This window comes from Alphaproteobacteria bacterium, from assembly GCA_018662925.1.
In the GTDB taxonomy this organism is placed as follows: domain Bacteria; phylum Pseudomonadota; class Alphaproteobacteria; order 16-39-46; family JABJFC01; genus JABJFC01.
The window spans coordinates 1-16,361 of sequence record JABJFC010000044.1 but is presented as its reverse complement, the minus strand read 5'-3'; the positions used below and the strand labels follow the sequence as shown (position 1 = coordinate 16,361).

The 16,361-nt window shown below is 43.8% G+C and carries 13 protein-coding genes; 6 read left to right on the top strand and 7 right to left on the bottom strand.

Annotated features, from left to right (window positions below):
- Positions 1–3 precede the first annotated feature (3 nt).
- Both HOL16_02900 and HOL16_02895 read left to right on the top strand, forming a co-directional pair.
- Positions 4–915 carry an MCE family protein gene (locus HOL16_02900; protein MBT5389644.1) on the top strand — a complete coding sequence of 304 codons (912 nt, stop codon included), beginning with the start codon at positions 4–6 and terminating at the stop codon, positions 913–915.
- On the top strand, positions 912–1,532 hold the full coding sequence (locus HOL16_02895) for a hypothetical protein (protein MBT5389643.1): 621 nt from the start codon (positions 912–914) through the stop codon (positions 1,530–1,532). Before HOL16_02900 ends, HOL16_02895 begins: the two co-directional genes overlap by 4 nt.
- A gap of 143 nt (positions 1,533–1,675) precedes the next feature.
- On the opposite strand, the gene HOL16_02890 is transcribed toward HOL16_02895, so the two are convergent.
- Positions 1,676–2,635 carry a nucleoside hydrolase gene (locus tag HOL16_02890; protein MBT5389642.1) on the bottom strand — a complete coding sequence of 320 codons (960 nt, stop codon included), beginning with the start codon at positions 2,633–2,635 and terminating at the stop codon, positions 1,676–1,678.
- Positions 2,636–2,776: 141 nt separating this feature from the next.
- On the opposite strand from HOL16_02890, the gene HOL16_02885 reads away from it, so the two are divergent.
- Positions 2,777–3,811 carry a Glu/Leu/Phe/Val dehydrogenase gene (locus tag HOL16_02885; protein ID MBT5389641.1) on the top strand — a complete coding sequence of 345 codons (1,035 nt, stop codon included), beginning with the start codon at positions 2,777–2,779 and terminating at the stop codon, positions 3,809–3,811.
- A 1-nt stretch (position 3,812) separates the two neighbouring features.
- Here HOL16_02885 and HOL16_02880 read toward each other — a convergent pair whose 3' ends face one another.
- The 3 genes from HOL16_02880 to HOL16_02870 all read right to left on the bottom strand — a co-directional run bounded on the left by HOL16_02880 (position 3,813) and on the right by HOL16_02870 (position 10,055).
- On the bottom strand, positions 3,813–5,537 hold the full coding sequence (locus HOL16_02880) for a hypothetical protein (protein ID MBT5389640.1): 1,725 nt from the start codon (positions 5,535–5,537) through the stop codon (positions 3,813–3,815).
- Between the two features lie 4 nt (positions 5,538–5,541).
- Positions 5,542–6,489, bottom strand: a complete 948-nt coding sequence (locus tag HOL16_02875; GenBank protein ID MBT5389639.1) for a hypothetical protein — start codon at positions 6,487–6,489, stop codon at positions 5,542–5,544.
- A 125-nt stretch (positions 6,490–6,614) separates the two neighbouring features.
- Positions 6,615–10,055 carry an FAD-dependent oxidoreductase gene (locus HOL16_02870; protein ID MBT5389638.1) on the bottom strand — a complete coding sequence of 1,147 codons (3,441 nt, stop codon included), beginning with the start codon at positions 10,053–10,055 and terminating at the stop codon, positions 6,615–6,617.
- Between the two features lie 101 nt (positions 10,056–10,156).
- Between HOL16_02870 and HOL16_02865 the strand changes: the two genes are divergently transcribed.
- Positions 10,157–11,398 carry a phosphoglycerate kinase gene (locus HOL16_02865; protein MBT5389637.1) on the top strand — a complete coding sequence of 414 codons (1,242 nt, stop codon included), beginning with the start codon at positions 10,157–10,159 and terminating at the stop codon, positions 11,396–11,398.
- On the opposite strand, the gene HOL16_02860 is transcribed toward HOL16_02865, so the two are convergent.
- Positions 11,301–12,395 carry a heme A synthase gene (locus HOL16_02860; GenBank protein ID MBT5389636.1) on the bottom strand — a complete coding sequence of 365 codons (1,095 nt, stop codon included), beginning with the start codon at positions 12,393–12,395 and terminating at the stop codon, positions 11,301–11,303. The genes HOL16_02865 and HOL16_02860 overlap by 98 nt on opposite strands.
- Positions 12,396–12,564: 169 nt before the next feature.
- Between HOL16_02860 and HOL16_02855 the strand changes: the two genes are divergently transcribed.
- Both HOL16_02855 and HOL16_02850 read left to right on the top strand, forming a co-directional pair.
- A complete protein-coding gene (locus HOL16_02855) occupies positions 12,565–13,368 on the top strand; it encodes a hypothetical protein (GenBank protein ID MBT5389635.1) in 804 nt (267 codons plus the stop codon).
- A gap of 14 nt (positions 13,369–13,382) precedes the next feature.
- A complete protein-coding gene (locus HOL16_02850; protein MBT5389634.1) occupies positions 13,383–14,561 on the top strand; it encodes an MFS transporter in 1,179 nt (392 codons plus the stop codon).
- Positions 14,562–14,829: 268 nt separating this feature from the next.
- On the opposite strand, the gene HOL16_02845 is transcribed toward HOL16_02850, so the two are convergent.
- On the bottom strand, positions 14,830–15,051 hold the full coding sequence (locus HOL16_02845; protein ID MBT5389633.1) for a hypothetical protein: 222 nt from the start codon (positions 15,049–15,051) through the stop codon (positions 14,830–14,832).
- Between the two features lie 102 nt (positions 15,052–15,153).
- Positions 15,154–16,053: an EamA family transporter gene (locus HOL16_02840; GenBank protein MBT5389632.1), complete on the bottom strand. Its 900-nt coding sequence runs from the start codon at positions 16,051–16,053 to the stop codon at positions 15,154–15,156.
- Positions 16,054–16,361: the final 308 nt, after the last annotated feature.

The window sequence follows — 16,361 nt, the reverse complement described above, 5'->3', positions numbered from 1 at the left end:
AGCATGGAAACTAAGGCAAGTTACATGGCTGTTGGCGGATTCCTTCTTGCTTTTATACTTGCAGCAGCATTGTTTCTGCTGTGGCTTGGACGGGTTGAGCTGGTGAATAAACAGGCTTTTTATAATATCTATTTTAAGGAAACGGTTACGGGGTTAAAGGACGGTTCTCAAGTTCTTTATAGGGGTGTTCCCATTGGTGTCGTCAAAGATATAGCCATTGATCCCAAGAATGTTGAGATGATTCGCGTTCATGTGGGAATAAAGTCTGGGACGCCAATCAAGGAAGATTCTATTGCGTCTTTGGAGATGCAAGGCATTACGGGTATATCCATTATCCAAATTCACGGGGGAACTCGAGAAAGTCCAATACTCCTGCCTAAAGCGGGAGAAGAATATGCTGTTATTCCCTCAAAGGCCTCGGGCTTGCAAAAATTATTCAATTCCATGCCAAAGCTTGTGAGTAATGCGAATGAGCTTGTGAAAGACTTTTCCAAATTATTGGATGAGAACAATCGAGAGGCGGTCACTGAAATTATTCTAAACATAAGAGACGTCACCCATACACTTTCAGAACGTCGTGAAGATATCGATCAGCTTATAGATAAAAGCAGTATTGCGATGACCAGACTTTCAAGTGTTATGAAAACCTTGGAAGACAAATCACCTGATACCATGGATGACATTCAAATGGCGGCTCAATCTTTTAGTAATGCGGCCGATGGGGTTGAGGAGATTGTTTCGGAAAATAGATCGGCAATTAGGGACTTTTTTAATCGCGGTCTTTACGAGCTGTCTAATCTAATGGTTCAGATGAAGAATACCTTGGCAACAATTGGGCGCCTTTCTGGGGATGTGGAAAAGGGTCCCCTGAACTTTTTGTTTGAGTCACCATCAGAGGGGTACCATTTACGATGAATAGAAATTTCCTATGGCTTATAACACTCATGGTCCTATCTGGGTGCGTTAGTTTTTTTCCCGAGGATCCGAAAAAGTTTGAACAAATCCATTTTAATATGGATAGGAATTTTACGCCTCAAGTTGAGCCCGTAACATGGCAGCTTTTGATTGAGGCACCTCGAGCGGAACTTCAATTTAATACAGATCGCATTATTGTGAAAAAAGGGCTCTATGAGTTTACGTATGTGGACAATGCTCGTTGGGTCGATCAGTTGTCACCTATGGTGCAGGATGGATTGCTAGAGTTATTTGAAAATTCAGGAAAGATCTTGGGTGTTGGTCTATCTACATCAGGCCTTCAGGCAAACTATGTGTTGATGACAGATATAAGGGAGTTCCAACTGGAAGCTAAATCTGGTGATGATAAACATGTCTATGTGGCGATTGGAGCTAAGGTCTTGAGGCTTTCAGATCGGATGGTCATGGATTACAAACTTTTCCAATCAAAAGTTCCCATTGACAGTAATAGTGTTAAGGAAGTTTCCAAGGCTTTCTGTTTGGCTATGAACAATGTTGCGGGTGACATTGTGACCTGGACTCTAACTGTGCCGAGTGAGAAGGAAGTGGTAAGATGACATATTCTCCGGATAGTTGGTGTGCTGGTTTATCCGAGATAAAGGTCGTCATGCCGGCCATTAGGAATTCTCAGCAAGCCGAAGGCGCGCCTTAGAATTCATTATGAGCGCGGTATCCAGGAAAATATGAGCTGCCATCGCCCTTAAGCAGCCACGGCACCGGTAGAGTAGCGTTTTAGGCAGTCTATGATTAGGTCAAAGAAGCCGTCAACATCGCCATCCCGGATGACGTAAATGTTAGGGGTGGTATTTGTAAGATCAAACCAATCTATGACTGTTCGTCCACGGGTATATTCCCCATTAAGATCCATTGTCACGTAGACATCTTTTCCTTCAAACAGCTCAGGCTTCAACATGAACGCCAAAACGGAAGGATCGTGAACAGGGCCACCATCCATTCCATAGCGTTTCATATCGTACTCTTCTGTGAAAGCGAGCATGCTGTACACTGCTTCGGCTTGCTTATTGCCGACAGCGCGAATCTTTTCCAATCGAGTCTTTGATGTTAAGAGTTTGTGGGTAATGTCTAGTGGCAGCATGGTAAGCTTGACGCCGCTCGTGAAGACGACTCTACAGGCCTCTGGATCCAGATACATGTTAAATTCTGCTGATGGGGTTATGTTACTTTCTTCGAGGGCGCCACCCATGAAAATAATTTCTTCAATATTGCCTTTGATTCTTGGATCCTTGATCAAAGCCATGGCAATATTTGTTTGTGGTCCTGTGACTGCAAGGGTCACTTTTTTAGGAGAAGCTAGGATGGCTTCAATGAGGAAATCGACGGCGTGTTCTTTTTGAACTTTTGTCTCTGGATCAGGTAGCTCTGTGCCCCCTAAGCCGGTTTCCCCATGCAGATCTTCATCCATATGGAAGGCATCATTGACCAAATGACGGGAACATCCTGCGTAAACTGGTATATCTGTTCGTCCGGCGAGCTCACACGTTTTGAGGGCATTCGTTGTTGTTTTTTCTAGGGATACATTTCCACTAACGGTCGTAATCCCCAGTATGTCAAAGCGCTCTGGAAACGCGATGGCCATCAAAATAGCAATTGCATCATCTTGTCCAGGGTCGCAATCCATAATTAACGGACGTTTTTCCATTCTCATTTTACTCCTGCATAAGCGTAAGCCACCACTCTCATACGTGCAAATTGAAATTTACGCAAGTGCAAGATCCCAATTGCATGTTTCTTAAAAAAACAATATCCTAACAGGAGAGGAAGTTACTGTGGGAAAGGCGTGATGGTTTTTACTTCGAAGGATTTTGATAATCACGAACTTGTAACCTATCACTGCGATCCTAAAAGCAATCTAAAAGCTATTATTGCTGTCCATAGTACAAAGTTGGGGCCAGCTTTGGGTGGTTGTCGTATGTGGCCCTATATGGATGAAGATGAGGCTTTAACCGATGTTCTGCGACTTTCTCGGAGTATGACGTACAAAGCTGCCATGGCTCGTTTGCCTTTGGGGGGCGGAAAGGCCGTTATCATTGCGGATCCAAAAAAAGATAAGACGCCGGAACTATTTCAGGAAATGGGGCGATTTATCAATCATCTTCATGGGCTTTTTATTACGGCAGAAGATGTCGGGACCTCAGTAGAGGATATGCACCAAATCTATACGGAAACGCCCTACGTTTCTGGTTTGCATCTAAGTCACGGTGGCAGTGGTGATCCATCTCCTTATACAGCTTTAGGTATCTATAGAGGGATGCTGGGGGCGGTTGAATACAAGTTGAAGAAAAAGTCTCTAAAGGGGCTGAGAGTCATTGTGCAAGGACTTGGACACGTCGGGATGTCCCTTTGTGAAACACTCCATAAAGAAGGTGCTAAACTCTATGTTTCAGATATAGATCCCACGACTGTCCAGAAAGCGGTCCAAAATTTTGAAGCAATGCCTTTTGATCCTGAAAAGCTTTACGATGCTGAGGCAGATATTTTTGCGCCCTGTGCTTTGGGTGGTATTTTAAATGATGAGACGATTCCCAGATTAAAAGTAAAAATAATTGCAGGAAGCGCAAATAACCAGCTTGCAGAAACCCACCACGGCAGAGCCTTGCTGGATAGAGGGATCCTATATGCCCCTGATTATATCATTAACGCAGGCGGATTGATTAATGTGTTCTATGAAGGGCCAGATTACGATCGAGCTAAAACGGTAAAGCATATAAATCAAATGGATTCGTATCTTCTAGAGGTGTTTAAGATGTCTGATGATTTGAATATTTCTACTTCGGAAGCAGCGGATCAAATAGCTGAGGAACGCCTAAAAGGTTAGCTTATTTCCCTTTGCGCGTTTTAGCTTTTCGACCACCCCCCGCAACGGCACCACCACCACGTCTCTTTCCGCGTTGTTTATTGCTAGAGGCTTGCGGGCATTTTTGTGTCTTTGGATCACATGCAGTTTTCTGTTTCTGCTGCTGTGATTGTTGCTTAGGCTGCTGAGTTTTCTGCTGTTGCCCAGCAACAGGTTTTTTTGAAGTCTCTACCGGCTTGCCCATATGAAGTCCACCCTTGGTCGGTTTTTCGCCCTTAGGCTCTTTATGGAGTCCTCCCTTAATGGGTTTTTCATGCTGCTGAGGTTGTTGCTGCTGCTTCTGCTGCTGAGGTTGTTGCTGAGGTTGTTGTGGCCTAGGTTGCTGCTTCTGTTGCTTAGGCTGTTGAGTTTTCTGCTGTTGCCCAGTAACAGGTTTTTTTGAAGCCTCTACCGGCTTGCCCATATGAAGTCCCCCTTTGGTGGGCTTTTCGCTTTTAGGCTCTTTATGGAGTCCTCCCTTAATGGGTTTTTCATGCTGCTGAGGTTGTTGTTGCGGCCCAGATTGCTGCTTCTGTTGCTGAGGTTGTTGTGGCCTAGGTTGCTGATTCTGTTGCTGAGTTTGTCCCTGTTCTTGATGAGGTTGTTGTTCCTGTTGCGTGTCGGGCTGCTGTGATTCCTGTCGAGTGGGTTGTTTGGATTTAATTGTGGGCGTTTTTTCACTCGCACCTGGCTTTTCGAAAGCGGGTGCTTTTCTGGGTGCGCGCGGTTTTTTTTGTCTTCCTTTTTTCTTGCTTGCGGATTTTTGACCCCGTTGAGTTGTTACAACCCCAGGTCCTGTTTTAGCGCCGCCTTTGAGTTCTTGTTGGATTTCATGGATCTGTGTTTCTTCTTTTGACAATGTCTTTTCGTCTTTTTTCCCCGTTGTTTTTTCTTTTCGCAGGAGATCTCTTTCTTCAGCTTTTTCCTGTCTGGCTTCTTCCTTTAAAAATCTTTTCTCTTGAGATTTTTCTTGCCTCAGTTGAGCCCCTTCTTGCTTTTTTTCCTGTTGAAGGAATTGCTTTTCTTGGGTCTGCTCTTGTTTCAGGAGTTTTTTATCTTTGAGAGCCCCCCAGCCCTTTTTTCCGGAAGGGGTAGTTGCGGTACCCTTTTTACCTCTTGCAGCCGAGAGCTCTTGCTGAAGTTGAGCAACCTCATTCTGGAGTTTCCTGACTCGGCCCGTGGTAATCCCTTGAGATTGAAGGGTTTCTCCGGACCGGCGCATTCTTTTACCCCGCTGACCCATTTTCTCTCCTATTTGATCAACTTGCCTCGCGTGGTCGGCGAGTTGAGGAAAGCGACTGAGACTATGAGCATGTTGCTGATAGTTGTTCCCATGAGCTTCAAGGTTCGACCCTTGAGATTGTAATTTTTGGGCGTATTCTTGGGTTTGTTGTGTAAACTCTTGTGGAGATCCGGAGAAGTTTTTAAGTTTCTCACCGGTTTGCCATAAATCTTGAATGCCATTTCGGATTTTTTGACCCTGCTGAGAGAGGGAGCGTGCCTGATTTATAGGTCCTTGTAAGGATTTAAGATCTCCAATGGCCTGTTGAACCTGTGAAATTGCCTCGTTGAAAACGTTAAGACTCTGAAACCCTGGGACGTTGGCGCTTGAGGGTAGAGAGACCAAACTCATAAGAAACATGAGAAACAAGGTATAAAACCTGGCAACAATATTTTTCTGAGAAGTGCTTTGGATGAAAAAATTCATAAATCTAAAACCCTCCCCAACTTGAAGAATCTGACTTTTGAGTTCCTTTTCCAATAGGAGTTCCCGGCCCCTTTATGTCGTTAGGGGAGTCCTGACCCAGAAACCCTTGTGCTTGAGATTCAAGGCGCTGCGCATGTTGATCGAGGGCTTGTGCTTGGGGGTAGATACCCTGTTGTCCGCCTCCCAGTTTTCTCTGGGTGTCTTGAAGTTCTTGGAGGACTTGTTCAAGTTGCTGTACCTCTTGGTTAACTGTATTTCCTTGCTGGCTTCCAGCTTGGGAAAAGCCAGCACCTCCCGCCAGCCCTTTGAGCGTGTCCTCTGCTTTTCCAACGTAATTTGAGACATCGGTTGGAACCAAACTAGCAATATCTAGGTTTTCACCTGTAAGTCCTTGTAAAGTATGCATATGCTCCATAAGGCTGCTGGGATCTTGTGCGCTTGAAATTTGGCTTTTAAGTTTCATGAGAGACTGAAACATAGCCGGATCTTTGTTCTGCGCAAGGGCTTGATCCACTTTTGACAACAAGGCATTTTTAAGTTTTTGCGGGGCGATGGATAGTTGAGGTGCCTTGGCAAGGCTGCCAGAAGGTTTGGTTGGTAGCAAAGAGGCTTCTTCCGCAACTTTTTGTGGAACGGGTCCTGCAAATCCTTCAAGGTCCGCTTGCGTTCTTTGTGATCTCACACTTGCATCAAAAGTTCTTTGTGCACCGGCAATTTCTCGAGCAGCAGCTGGGTCATCGTGAACCACTCTCGGGGCACTTGGGTGAGGCGTGTTAGTGGGGATTTTCTTGAAATGGAAGGGCGTTATATGGTGCAAGGTGCGATGGGCTGCTTTTGAATGGGCTGCAGTTACAAAAACAAGCATATCTCCAGTGAATAGAATGCAGAAACCAAATGCCACCAGCAGGTACCAGGGGGTATGTTTTTCTGTTCTCTGAAAATATTTACGCAACACAAACGCCTCACTGGTTCAACAATGAACTTTCTTATATCCCTTCATTATACCCTTAAATGAGGAAAAATTAAATGCTTGTAAGAGAATATCTTTTTATAAGGCATTCTGTTTTCTATAGGGTCTTACTTGACGTTGCGTCGTAGGCTGCTAGCAATCCATTGTCTGGTAAGAGATTCAGAAAGACGGTTTTGGTTGAGTCGCTCTTTCAAACAAGAGAAATCCACTCTGTCTAGAGATTGGTCTTGGTTCGTGCATGAAAAGACAATTGTCTCAAGTTTTGTTATTGGGTCGACCTGTCTTTGTATACATTGGCCGCAGATTTCTTTCATCATACATTGCATAGGCGAATTGATGCTGCCAATAGCCAGGTGATCGGGGGAAAGAAGTGGCTTGAGGGATGAATGACGCGCCTCCTTTACGGCAGCCATCATATTTGCTGATCCAATGGTAATAATCCGTTGAACATCTGACATAGGAATAGCCGTATTTCCTAATTTCCCTGTCCCATAGGCGTGTAGGGCCTCAATGATATTCCCATGGAAGGCTTTGTCCTGGGATCTCGTGGGCGAAAATCCAGGGGATTCCTCGCAGCACCATACAACGCAATCTGCGGCATTTTCCAGAGTCTCTTTTTTAAACCGGTCTTGATTTTCCTTATATCCTGCAAAATAAAGCACCTTTGAACCATTTGCCTTTAAAGCTTTTCCAATGGACATGAGGACAGCATTTCCAAGCCCACCCCCAATAAGTAAAACGGTTTCCTTGGAAGGGATGTAAGTGGGAGATCCAGTCGGACCCATTAGAATCACCGGATCTTTTGGCTTTAAAAGGCTTGTGCAGAGATCGGAAGATCCGCCCATTTCTAAGACAATAGTTGAAATTGTGCCCGCTTCAAGGTCAACGGACGCACCCGTTAGGGCCAATCCTTCCAGGCTTTGTTGCGTGTGGCCAGCACCATGCGTAATTGCTTCAAAATTTTGAAGTCGGAAAAATTGTCCAGGCTTAAAGGCGCGCGCGGCTTGAGGAGCTTTGATGACTAGTTCGATAATTTTAGGTGTTAACCTTTTTATTTCAAGGAGTTGAGCTCTTAATTTCTGGTTTAAATCCTGCTGGAATTTCCCCTCATCAATCTTATTTGGGGCGCATTTTGCCAGTTGCATACTGATGAGAGGTGCCCCCTGTTTTGCACTGGCCATGGCTTTAACAACATTTCCTGCATAGGATGGATGGAGATCTCCCAAAAAGCTTATGGACCTACCGTCCGGTCTTATGGAGGTGAAAATGGATGATTTTCTTCGTCGTGGAGTTTCGGAAGATGTATTTAAATTTTCTTCCAAATCGAGGGCTTGAAAATGGTCATTGCAGACGGAAAGCGAGACTTCATTTTCTTTGGCAATAATTGTATTTGGTTTTGTCCCTGCAGCCACAAAAATGGATTTGGCGGCGAGAGGTATTTTAGCTTTCGAAGCTTTTCTTTCTACGATGAGGCTACTTGTATGACCGTAGCTGTCGGTTTCAACTTGAAGAGGGGTAATGTTTTCTAGGAATTGAATGCCTTCTTCTAAGGCGCTTTTTACTTCTTCGTGGTTTAAGCGATAACTGGGGGACTCTATCAGTTGCTTTCTATAGGCAATGGTGACGCCACCCCATTGGTTTAGGAGTTTCAAAATATTTGGCGCACGGTTTTCTTGGCGTGCTTTTTCTTTTTCCAGGCGAATGGCCTGTGCGTGGGAAATAAATTCATCGGCAATTATTTGATCTTCTTCTGTCCAGTCACAGCGAACTTTCTCTTCACCCAGTTTACAAACAAGGCTTTCATACCGTTTTAAGAATCTTTCCACTTGGATTGGATAGTAGGCAAGGGCTTCTGTTGCTGTATCAATGGCGGTTAAGCCGCCCCCAATGACAACAACAGGAAGTCTCATCTGAAGGTTTGTATTAGACTCTTCTTGGGATGTGTTGGAGAGTTGAAGGTTCATCAAGAAGTCGCTGGCCATTTTCACGCCTCTCGCGGTCCTATTTTTCATAGGAATCAATTTTGGCTGACCTGCTCCCATACAAAGAGCAATGTGGTCGAATCCCATGTTAAAGGCTGTTTCTTCTGTTAAGGTTCCCCCAAACCGGATGCCACTCAGCATATTGAACTGGGGCCTGCGTCGCTCGAGGAGGAGACGCACTACAGTCAAGAAGTTTTTGTCCCATCGAGCTGTAATTCCATATTCGGCAACCCCTCCGAAACCGCCAACAATTCGCTCACTCAAAGCCTTAAAAAGCGAAGCTGCATTTTCAATCAGTTGAAAGGAGTGGTTGTTTCCCAGAACGTCAACTCCTGACAGAGAAGAGGGGAGAGGCTCAATTTTTAGCCCATCCATGCCAACCACAGTATGTCCAGCGTTCATCAGATGATGGGAAAGGGTAAAACCTGCGGGACCCATTCCGACAACGAGTACTTTTTTACTGGTTTTTGGCAAGGGGAGGGGGTTTTTGAAATTGAGAGGATTCCATCTCGTCAAGAGACTATAGATTTCAAAACCCCACGGAAGTGCCAGCACTTCTTTCAAAATCTGTGTTTCAATTCCTGGGATATCTACGGGGGTCTGTTTTTGAAAAATACAGCTCTTCATACAGTCATTACAAATCCGATGACCTGTTGCAGCGACCATGGGGTTATCTATACAGATGATTGCGAGGGCACCAATATTAAAGCCAGCAGATTTTGCTAGATTCATTTCGGAGATTTTTTGCTCTAGAGGGCAACCTGTTAAAGGAATATTTAGATCGTTTTTTTTGAATCCTTCTCCGGACTTCTCTTTGAAACCTTTTGAACACGAGTCTTTGTCTCGCTCGTGACAAAATATGCAATAATGTGCCTGGGAAAAGGCATGCTGTTGGGAGGGCCCTTGATCCGTGAGATCAAATCCTTTCCGATGCCTGATATTTTCTGGACATGCTTGCAGAGCCCCTGAAGGCGTTTCTGTCGTTTCTACAAGGTTTTTCGGGTCTATCTTCTTGGGAAGTTCAAATAGAACACTCTCCTTATGCATACATTGCCCTGTTTTTGTCAGACAGGCCCATGCGGCGTATTTAAGGGCTAAAATGATTTCTTCTTCATATAGGGTTTCATCTGTACACCATTTTGATACCTGGGTGGCGAAGGCAAGATCACTAAACTTGGCTCCAAGGTGTTTTTCCAGTTTGTCTCTTAGTTCTGGCCCGAAGGAAGTGGCATCCTGTGGTGTATATTTTTTAATGGCCCGGCGTTGCACAAAATTTCTCTTGCAGATATGGAGAGGTGTTAGGATTTTGTGGCTTGATTGAAGGGTTTTAACATTTTCTTCAATCTTGAAAGCTTGGGCCAAGAATTGTTCCACATAGGGATAGAGCTGAACAACGAGGTGACTCTCTTCTAGCGGCTTGATGTTTGAAGAATTTTTCCTAGTTTTCTCATATAAGTTGGAAAGGATGCCATTTTGACCTTGAAGAAAATTTCGAAACAGGTTATCGATTCCCTCAAGCCCTTCTAGGGTGTATAAGTGGTCAAATATTAATCTTTTTTGAGTCATATATGGTACTTCAAAACTTATCTGAATTTATTTCCTCTAACATGATTACTTCTCCAAAGTAAAAGGTTTTCTAACTACTAATGAGAGCGTCGGTCTAAACCATGTCACAATTTTTTACACTTGATGATTTTGATTTAAAAGGTAAGAGAGTCCTTGTTCGAGCGGATTTAAATGTCCCTATGCACGATGGGGCTATTACGGACATGACGAGAATTGATCGAGTGGCTCCCACCCTTTGTGAGCTTATGGACAAGGGGGCAAAAGTCATTGTGATGTCTCATTTTGGGCGTCCCAATGGAAAGATGGATGCTCGATTCTCTCTCCATCCAGTAGTGCGCCCTTTAAGCGATGCACTTTATGGCACTTACGTTACCTTTGTTCCAGATTGTGTTGGAAAAGAAGCCCAAGAGGCTGTTGACGCAATGGAAGATGGTCAGGTTGTTTTACTTGAAAACCTTCGGTTTCATCCTGGGGAGCAAGCTAATGAGAAGGCCTTCGCAAAGGAACTTTCAAAGCTGGCTGATTTATATGTTAATGATGCCTTTTCTGCGGCTCATAGGTCCCATGCCTCGGTTGAAGGAATTCCAAAATTTCTGCCTTCAGCGATTGGGCGTCTCATGGAAGCAGAGCTTGCAAATCTGGATATGATTTTGAGCGATCCTAAACGTCCAATTATGGCAATTGTTGGTGGCGCAAAGGTATCGACAAAGTTATCTCTTCTGGAAAACCTTATTCCTAAAGTTGAAAAGCTGGCTGTGGCCGGTGGTATTGCACACACACTTATGGCTTCCCAAGGGCAAGACATTGGAAGGTCCATCTGCGAACCTGACATGATTGACGTGGGCAAGTCCATTCTGGAAAATGCTCAAAAGGAAAATTGTGATCTGATTTTGCCAGTTGATGGCACGATAGCAGCGTCTACTGAGCCCGGAGAACCCAGCGAAACTGTTGATCTGAAAAATCTTCCGGCGGATGCCATGATTCTAGATCTTGGTGAGAAGTCTGTTCATATGATCATGGAAAAGTTGGAGGATTGTCAGACGGTTCTTTGGAATGGTCCCCTGGGATTAACGGAAGTAGCGCCTTTTGATGCGGGAACAAAGGCCATTGCCAAAAGGGTAGCTGAGTTGACAAAGGAAGGTAAGTTGCAAAGTGTTGCTGGCGGTGGTGATACCGTAGCCGCCCTCACCGAGGCAGGGTGTGTGAACGACTTTACCTATGTCTCTATGGGTGGTGGTGCCTTCCTTAAATGGTTGCAGGGCCGTTCTTTGCCTGGGTTTGAGGCTCTTGCAAAGAAGGAGCCCCTTGAGAACATATCCATCGCATCCATAAAACGCTTGTAAGCAAGATGAAAGCCCCCATTTGGTGAAGAATGGCTCCTAAAAGGGGAACTTGCAGAACGAGGGTGGTAATTCCAAGTGCAACTTGAATAAAGGCGACAGCAAGCATTGTGGTGGCTGCTTTTTTCTGGTTTTGAGATGCGTTTGAGAAAGTAACTTTTTGCCACAGGATTCCAACGGAGCACAGTGTTATCATTGCTAGGACTCGGTGTGCGAATTGGACGCCAACGGGATTTTCAAAAAAATTGGTTGCGAGTGGGCGCAGATGCCACAAATCATTTGGGAAGAACTTCTGTCCCATAAGAGGAAAGGTATTGTAAATCAGCCCAGCCTTATGTCCTGCTACGAGGGCGCCCCAACATATGGTTAGGCTTGTAAGCGCAAGGACAATATTATGTATCTTTTTATGAGGGTAGGTTGACTCTTTCTTATGTGGAAACAGATATTGCAGGGCGATCCATAGAGTGAAAGCATATAAAACAAGTGCGAGAACCAAATGGGCGGTTAGACGATAGGGACTTACCCAGGGAATATCGACGAGGCCACTTTTGACCATATACCAACCCATAACACCTTGCAGGCCTCCCAAGATGAAGAGGCCTCCGATTTTGTAAAGGACTTTCCCCCGCAGCTGTCCTGTGAGACAAAACCAAATAGCAGGTAGAATGAAGATCAGGCCTAAAAGACGTCCCAGGAGGCGATGAAAATATTCTAGCCAAAAGATAGATTTAAAGGCTCTCAGATCCATAGTGAAATTAACTTTAATGAACTCTGGTGTCTGCTGATACTTATTGAACAACGCAGCCCATTCACCATAGGAAAAGGGAGGCAGTATGCCCATAATGGGCTGCCATTCTACTATGGATAAACCAGAACCCGTCAGTCTTGTGACGCCCCCTAAGGCGACCATAGCAAGAATTAGAAGTGAGATGCCGAGAAGCCAGAGTCCAATGGGTTGGCTTGTTGCGTTAAAAGTGAAATTAGTCTTAGAACTTTTCAATTTCAGAACTCGTCTAGTTTGTAGTGGAGGTTGATAGGATATATTAGATTTTTAGTCAACCGTACTATATTGAGTGCCATAGGCATTTGTATAAAAAAGAAAAGTTTTCTTTTCAAGGGGATATTTTAATGTTAGATTAAAAGAAAATAATGCTAAATGGAGGCTAGTGATGGCGGGAAAATCAGCAACAGTTAAATCCTTACCCTTGTTTGGGACAATTGTGGATGCTTATAAGTTTGTGTGGGAGCGCAGGAGGGAATTTTTCCAGTTTACCCTACTCTGGATCATTATTTTATCGGCGCTACAATTTTGCATGGGTGCGTTAGAAGAGACCACGACAGGTACTGTTCTTACAGTTATTCATACGTTCACGCAGATGGCTGTAACACTGGGGTTTACCATTGCCTGGTATCGTTTTTTACTGGCTGGAGCTGATCCAAAGAATCAGTGGATCAATATTACCTTTTTGCGTCGGGAATGGAAACTGTTGGGGTATGGGTTGCTGATCGGCTTTGCTTTTATGATCATTTTGGGCGTCTTGTTAGGGATTGTGAATTTGGGTGTACTTCTCTTTGGTGGTGAGGTGGATGCACATAAAATCGTTACGGCAATTTCTTTCATACTCCTCCTTCCCGTACTGGTATTCTTTGGATTTCGGTTCTCGTTTTTATCTCCCCTTATTGCTTTAGACAATTTTGGTATGAAGATGTTCAGAGAATCTTGGGATGCGACGAGAACGGTTGTTTGGAAATTGGTCGGTTTCTTTATTTTGGGATTTATACCGGTCCTGATTTTAATGGGACTGGCAGGGGTCTTACTTATGTGGATGCCTGTTGCTTTTGGGGGAGGTATGCTTCTTGCTGGAGTGTTTGAGGCACTTACGGCGCTTGTAAACGTATTGTTTAGCTTCTTTACCACTGCCTTAAGTGGGTACCTCGTTTCTCAAGCTTATAAGTTTGTTCATAAGAAGTAAGAAGTTCAAAATTAGTGGCTAGATCCTTAATCAGTGAGGTTTTTGGAGAGACAACTCATTCAGAAACCTTGCGCGCTGTTCTTATATCAGTGGTCGGTGTTGGATTTGCAATTGGTTTTATAGACCCTCTCATTTCAGAACTGTTAGACCAAAAGGGGTTTGACGAAGAATATATAGGTTTTAGTTCGGGTATGCAGAGGGCAGGATTTATTCTTGTCAGCCTTATCATTCCTCTTGTTATACATAAAATGGGCGCGCGGCCCTTATTTTTGACAGGGATTTTACTTTTATCAGCTTCTTTTCTTGCAGTCCCTTTTGTGGAGACGCAGCTTTGGTTGCTTCCATTGCGGGTGCTTTTGGGAAGCGCGACGGGTATTCTTTTTATTATGGGAGGTGCAACGGTTTGCCAGCTTTCTCATCGCACTCATAAGGGCATTATGTTGGGCTTTTATGCGGCAGCAACTGCGGGAGGTGTGACTCTAGGCCCGACTTTGATCGAAGTGTTACCGACGAAAGGCGCCTTTCCTTTTGTATTTGCGTCCTTATTTATGTTGTTTATGGCTATCCCTCTTATATGGGCGAAACGTCTCACACAAAATTTTGAGGATGATCCCGTAAAGTTTAATGGGGTTGTTCTTTTGCTGGCTTTACCAACTATAGCGGTAGCCTCTCTTGTGGCTGGAATGGCTGAGGCCGTGAATGAGAATTTATTGGCTGTGTATGGAGAACAATTGGGGCTCAGCATTCCTGGAGCAGCCCTGCTTGTGACAGTTTGTCTAATGGGCGGCATTGTTCTTTCTGGCCCCATTGGATGGCTAGGAGACAAAATTGGATACCTTAAGGGGTTATGCGTATGTAGCCTATTTATTATTCTGACCTTTGCTACCATTTTGATCGAGCGAGAATCATTGTTTATTTCCTGGCCGCTCCTTTTCTTTGCCGGAGGAGCCATTTTAGGAATGTTTCCACTAACGCTGGCGGTCCTAGGTCATCATTTCTCAGGCGCGAATTTAGCAGGTGCCACAGCGGGATATTTCTTTATGAATGGTGTTGGGGGGATGCTAGGTCCAATCGTTTGCGGATTTATGATGACCCGATTAGGGGATAGTGGATTTCCTTGGTTTATGCTTGTAACTCTAGTGGTATTTGTTCTCACAGCATATTTTTTTGCAGAAAAAAAACTCAAACTTTAAAGATTGTTTTGTATGAAAACAATAAGTTGTGTCTGGTATGCGAAAATCACAATTGTCGTTTGCGAAAATTATGTTGGCCCTGAAGATGGTTCCGGTGTAGTTATATATAATTAGAGGATTGAAGAATTCGTTTTTTTCATCCCAAGAGTTTAGCTAGGCTTGTTACCTAGCACAGATTTTTTCACCGGGTTCGAAAGGGTCCGGTGATTTTTTTTGCGTTATCGTTGAATCTGGGTTTTCAAAGCGGCAGATAGGAGAAGAGGGGAGCTTACTTTTTGTGTGTTGAAGATGTCTTTGAACGGGCTTCTTCTTGATCGTTTTGTAAGTTTTTAATTATTTCTTGGCGTTTCAACGACGACTCTGTCACTGGCCTTGGAGGGATGTCGGCTAGATTGGGAAATTCTCGATCACTAACATCATCCTGAAAAAGGGTGCAGCCTCCGGCACAACTTGCGATGAACAGTAACGCGAAAATATTTTTAACAGACATCATTCGTTTCCAATTCCAAAGACAAAACTCTTACACCATTTTCGTAACATAACACTCATAACTGAGTCACTTAAATATTGCTTGTTGCGTAAAATTTTATGCCTAAGCTACTTTTTTAGAGAGTCTAAGGCTGTATGAAACAAAGGCTTTAGGATTAATAACCCCTTGAATGACAAGAAGGCCGAGAAGTACAAATGCTGAGCCAATCCCAAGCTCATTGCTAAAGTGCTCTCCCATAAAACAGGTGGAAAGCAGAATGGCAAATACTGGCACAAGCATGGAAAATGGTGCGACTAAGGTGGTTGGATACTTGCGTAAAAGGTATGCCCATAAGGAGTAGCACATGATGCCAGAAAAAACGCTGCTAAATGCAACAATTCCATAGCTTATAAGCGTTGCTTTTTCCAATGCTTCGAAAATGGCTCCCGTTTCTTCGAGTGCAAACGATGATCCTAATAAAAGCGGGGAAAGAATTAGGTTTACCCATATCATGAGTGCGATAACATTCACATTACCAGCCTTCTTTATGAGCAAATTAGATCCTCCCCAGCTTAAAGCTGCGATCAGAATAAGAATCATACCTGCGATGCTTTGAATATTGGTTGGATCATTGGTAATAAAGCATACGCCTACAAAAGCGAATAAAATTCCCAACATTTGATATAAGCGGATTGATTCTTTCAGGAAAAGGAAGGCCAGAAAAACTGTAAAGAAGCTCTGAGTTTGAAGTGTAATGCTGGTTATGGAGGCTGCTAGCCCCAATGATAGAGCTAAAAATAGAAAGGATATAGTGATAAACATTGTGCCACTGATAGCGAAAAGGAGCTTGAAAGAAATATTAGGTCTTGGAAAAAAAACAATGAATGGTAGAGATGCTACTACAGCACGTATCCCAGCGAAGAAGAGTGGTGGAAAATCTTTGATGCCCAACTTTATGAGGACATAATTGATTCCCCAGACAGCAGCAGCAAAAACGCCTAGTAAAATATCTTTCGGTTCCATGTGGTACCAGGCCCATCTATTTAAAATCAAAACCCCTCAGTCAGCTGGATCTTGAAAATAAGCTAGAGACCTTAACTCCATTATTACCCCAAATTCTTCCTGAACATTTCACATTTTTTGTCATTTGTCAAATTTTCTTAAATGAAAAATTGCTTTCGAGAAGTAAGTTGAAACCTCTGCGTAATAAAAACGGCTTAACCTATTGATATGATTTGATAATACGTTAAAATAGGGCGTATTTAATGATCGAAGGAGCCCGTCAATGAGTTGTTTAGCCGAACTATTTGTCACCCAAATGCCCGAATCAA